The organism is Oleiphilus sp. HI0123, assembly GCF_001635315.1.
Genome location: NZ_LWGE01001288.1, coordinates 1 through 4,532, shown reverse-complemented (window position 1 = coordinate 4,532; position 4,532 = coordinate 1). Strand labels below are relative to the sequence as shown.

The 4,532-nt window shown below is 41.4% G+C and carries 4 protein-coding genes; all 4 read left to right on the top strand.

Annotated elements, in window-relative coordinates:
- Positions 1-307: 307 nt before the first annotated feature.
- Positions 308-1,399 carry a hypothetical protein gene (locus A3761_RS15495; protein ID WP_068739719.1) on the top strand — a complete coding sequence of 364 codons (1,092 nt, stop codon included), beginning with the start codon at positions 308-310 and terminating at the stop codon, positions 1,397-1,399.
- 30 nt (positions 1,400-1,429) lie between these two features.
- Positions 1,430-2,572, top strand: a complete 1,143-nt coding sequence (locus A3761_RS15490) for a TonB C-terminal domain-containing protein (protein ID WP_156491882.1) — start codon at positions 1,430-1,432, stop codon at positions 2,570-2,572.
- Positions 2,573-3,583, top strand: a complete 1,011-nt coding sequence (locus A3761_RS15485; RefSeq protein ID WP_068510522.1) for a methyltransferase — start codon at positions 2,573-2,575, stop codon at positions 3,581-3,583. It begins immediately after the preceding gene.
- 350 nt (positions 3,584-3,933) lie between these two features.
- Positions 3,934-4,532: DUF6160 family protein (locus A3761_RS15480; RefSeq protein ID WP_231881233.1), on the top strand; the 599-nt coding region annotated here is incomplete at its 3' end.

Here is a 4,532-nt window from a genome sequence, read left to right as displayed (position 1 = left end):
TCACCTTAAAGGCTTACGAAATATTTAGTTAGGCAAAACTGTTATTTAAGTTCGTTTTTTACAAGGCCGCAACGCTGGCATTTTGACACCGTTACAAGCTTGCCCTGTTTAACGTCGAACTTTGAGTTGCTTATAACCTTCCACTTATGAAAGCCGCTTTTGCATAAAGTTTTGCCTTTATGCTTGGCCTTTGGGGATGGTTTTTTAAAGGGAATTACATTAGACATAATAAGAGCTTTCGTTGCTTGAAGGCCTGAATTCATCGTTATAAAAGGCTTAATGCCTATTAAGAGTTGTTGCAATACTGATGTTACCAAGACGCTACTTAGATCGCTACGCCTTATTTGTTGGCCTTAGTTTTTTGCTGCATGCGATTATAATCGGCGTGGTTATGCTTGCTCAGGTGGATAAAGATGAAGAGGAAGAAAAGCAGCATAAAGTTCTGATAAAATTAGATAATCCTATTAATGAAGAGGAAGAGGAAGAGGAGGAGGAAGAGGAAAAGCCTTTAACAGAAGAGAAAGCTAAAGCAGAGAAAGCTAAAGCAGAGAAAGCTAAAGCAGAGAAAGCTAAAGCAGAGAAAGCTAAAGCAGAGAAAGCTAAAGCAGAGAAAGCTAAAGCAGAGAAAGCCAAAGCAGAGAAGGCTAAAGCTGAGAAGGCTAAAGCTGAGAAGGCTAAAGCTGAGAAGGCTAAAGCTGAGAAGGCTAAAGCAGAAAAAGCCAAAGCAGAGAAGGCTAAAGCAGAGAAGGCTAAAGCAGAGAAAGCTAAAGCAGAGAAAGCTAAAGCAGAGAAAGCTAAAGCAGAGAAGGCCAAAGCAGAGAAGGCCAAAGCAGAGAAGGCCAAAGCAGAGAAGGCCAAAGCAGAGAAATCGGGTGGTGCTTCCAGCCACAAAGGTTCCGGTCAGGCTTCGAATTTAAAGACTATTAAGCCGCGTCAAAGACTTGTAGATGGCATACCGGGTTCAGAATATCTAATAGATAAGAAAACGCTTAGGCAAAACTTCGTACTGACTAAAGAGGGTGAGGTTTTATATAAGTATGGAGCCGTCAAAGCTAAGCAGATTGAACAATCAATGTCACCTAGGCATAAGCTCATTGCGAGTGACTATTTGAAGCAAGGCTTTAAAAAAATTGAAAGCAACCTGGTAAGACCGAAAAGAAGTTACAGAGATGTTGGTAAAACCTATTACGGTCAAATTACATATTTACAGGACAGTGAAGGCTATTTTTATAATGTTGTATTTAAACAGCGTTCTGGAAGTGAAGATCTAGATAAGGCATTTATGGAAGCTTTATTAAAAACTGGGAGACTTGCGCCACCAATCGATCCAAAGGTTAGAAACTATTTTTTATATCGAAAGGGTTTGCTCTATTACGGTGAGTCTGATTTTGCTAACTAGTTTTAAGCGTTAGGTATCTTCGTTTTGGGTGTGGACAAGATAAAAGATCGTTGGCGTTTTGGTGTTCTACTTGCTGTAAGTATTATCATACATTTGCTCGCTTTAATCTTTTATGTGTGGCGAACGCAACATAGTGAGAATGAAGTCGAAGAAACGTCTGTCGTCCAAATTAAATTGATAAAACATCACTTAGAAGAACCAGGACCAGAACCAGAACCAGAACCAGGACCAGAACCAGAACCAGAACCAGAACCAGAACCAGAACCAGAGCCAGAACCAGAGCCAGAGCCAGAACCGAATCAGGATTCGGATTATTTTTCTCCGGTGCATAATGCACAGGAGTTTTCGTCCAGTAATCAAACAAATCGAGAGGCCAAAGAGGTGTTTTTTGGTGATGGCGGGGTCGAGCGCGGAGAGCAGCTAGCGAATAAAAGTATTTTAAATGAGGAGCCTGAGAAATGGAGTCAGTTGCCTGACCCTTCAGATGATCTGGCGGCCTCTGAGAAAAAAACACAGAACCAAACAGATGAAACTGAGTCAATAAGCCGGAATCTGTTAGATACGAGTACTAAAGGTGTTAATAAAGTGGCTGAACAATCTTCACAGCTGAATGACATGGATGAGCGTAACAATGTAGAGGAGAGCTCCATTATTCCTTCGTATATGGAAGATGTATATGGTGAATATGAGGCTGATACCGTTCTTTTAGAGGAAAAGAGTCAAGGAAACCCAGACACTCATGTTGTTGGGAATATCAGCTTGCTCGGTGAAGATGAACTTGAGAACGTAACTGTTGAACAACCATATAGCGAACAAGAAAGTGAAGAACTGCGTATGGTTAATAAATTTCTTGAAAGAATGAATAAGCAGGTTAACGAAAAATGGAATAATCCATACAAAGGTAGGCAAATGCATAGAGGTGTTGCAAAGCTAGAGCTGGACGAATACGGAAATGTCGTTGATGTATTTATCTTCTTGCAGAGTGGTCTCCCTGCTTTGGATGACTCGGTTGTTCGTGCAATTCGAGCCGTAAAGCGCTTTGACGTCCCAAAAAATACGATTATCGCCGAGCGATACAGCCACTTACGGTTTCACTTTAGTTCCATTGAGTTGGAGAGAGATAAAATGCCATTTGAAGTGGATCAATCCCATATTAAAGACGAGAGTGATTAGATGCACGTAAGATCAAAGGTTATTGAACGCAATTCAGAACAGTTTTCCCAGTGCAGAAAGTTGATTATTTTTGGTCCACCCCCTGGTGATCCTCTTGAGTATTTAAATCCTGAAAAGGTAATTACCTTTGATTATCGAGTATATCGGTCTTTAAAAAACTCTCTTGGTAACAAAGTCTTATTTAGTTTGGGTAATGAAGGTCTTGAGGCTTGTGATGCGGTGATCATTCACATCCCAAAAGCAAAGGCAGAGTTGGACCTTATCTTGGCCTATGTTACGCCTCTGTTGTGTCAAGGTGGTGATATCTATCTCGTGGGTGAGAAAAAAGCCGGAATTGCTAGTGCGGCTAAGAAGTTAAGCTCATATAGCAGTGATGCTAGCAAGATTGATTCAGCTAAACACTGTCAATTGTGGCATGCAAGCCTAGATCAAAAAGTCGAGCCGTTTAGCTTAAAAGATTGGATGACATCATTTGATGTTGAGGTGAATGACATATCCTTAAAAGTGGCTGCTATACCAGGTGTGTTTAGTATCGGTGAGCTCGATGAGGGTACTGAGCTACTACTGGCGAATATGTTTACCCGTCTAGAGGGGCGAGTATTGGACTTTGGTTGTGGTAGTGGCGTACTAGGGTGTTATACAAAACTGCTCAATCCAGGTATTAAGCTGGAAATGGTTGATATTAATTTGTTGGCCCTAAAGTGCGCTGAAGAAACTGCGCGGCTAAATAACATAGATGTAGATATTTACCCCAGTGATGGCTGGGCTGAGGTAAAAGGTAGGGTTAACGCCTTAGTGACGAACCCGCCATTCCATCAAGGTGTAGATACTGAATACACAACTACTGAGGGGTTTATTAAAGGTGCCAAAGATAAATTGACAAAGCACGCACCTTTTCTTTTAGTTGCGAATTCTTTTCTTAAATATGCATCGATTATTGAGGCGAGCATGGGGCGCTGCGATGTATTGGCTGAAACCACTAAGTTTCGTGTGTATAAGGCCTTTCGCTGAAGCTTGAATTATTTATAAGCAAAAAAAAGCCCTTGCATTGCAAGGGCGAGTCCACTCTAGCTTTACGCTAGCGATAAAAACCTGAAAAAATGAATTGCGTTCATTGGGTTAGATAATACTTCTTAGAATTAGAATGTTCATACTAAAATTTGAACTGGCTCACAAATATGTTTTATTGACTATTACTTGCCCTGCTTCTAAAGCATAAACCATTGGTGCATGTAACGGTATGTGATATTTTACATATATATGTGACTGTTGGTCGGCTTATAAATATTACTATAGCTTATCGACTTGAGCACAAGGAATACTGAATAGGTGGAGATTCCACCTAACCCTCAGGAGTACTCATGAAGACGGGTAGGGCTGTAATAGCCAAAAATAACAAGAATATATTCAAGCAAATTCCTGTAGCTGCTAAAAGCTGTGCTTTAGTGGTGGGCCTTACGTCGCCGTGCGCGTTTGCTGAGTTACAATTCCTTGACGATAGCTCATTATCTAACGTTACGGGTAAAGCTGGTTTGACTATTGATATAGAAACAAGGGTACATATCGGCGAGTTCGAATATGTAGATGCTGGTTCTATGTATACGAAAGATTACTCCTTGACTGGAATCGGTGGCGGCTTAGTAGACAACCTTCGCGCAAAAATTGACGTGACAGATGGTAACGAAACATTGGCAACAGGGTTTTCCGATGTTGCGCTCCTGGCCACTGCTGGTTTTTTTGATACGAGTGAAACTGATGTTGCCTGGGCTATCAATGAGTATGCTGATGGTGCTGGTGGGTTTGGGAAGCAGTACGGCGATGGCGATGTGCTTATTCACGTTACGTCACAAGACCTTGGGTTCAGTGATGCCGTCCTCACTGGCAATACTCCACCTCCACCGTCTACGCACGCATCAAATCTTGATAATTATAAAAATGCTGTTGATCTACATATTCAGGA

Excerpts from the sequence above, each read along its gene's own strand:
- A3761_RS15495 (WP_068739719.1), top strand. The coding sequence starts at position 308 with ATGTTACCAAGACGCTACTTAGATCGCTACGCCTTATTTGTTGGCCTT.
- A3761_RS15485 (WP_068510522.1), top strand. The coding sequence starts at position 2,573 with ATGCACGTAAGATCAAAGGTTATTGAACGCAATTCAGAACAGTTTTCC.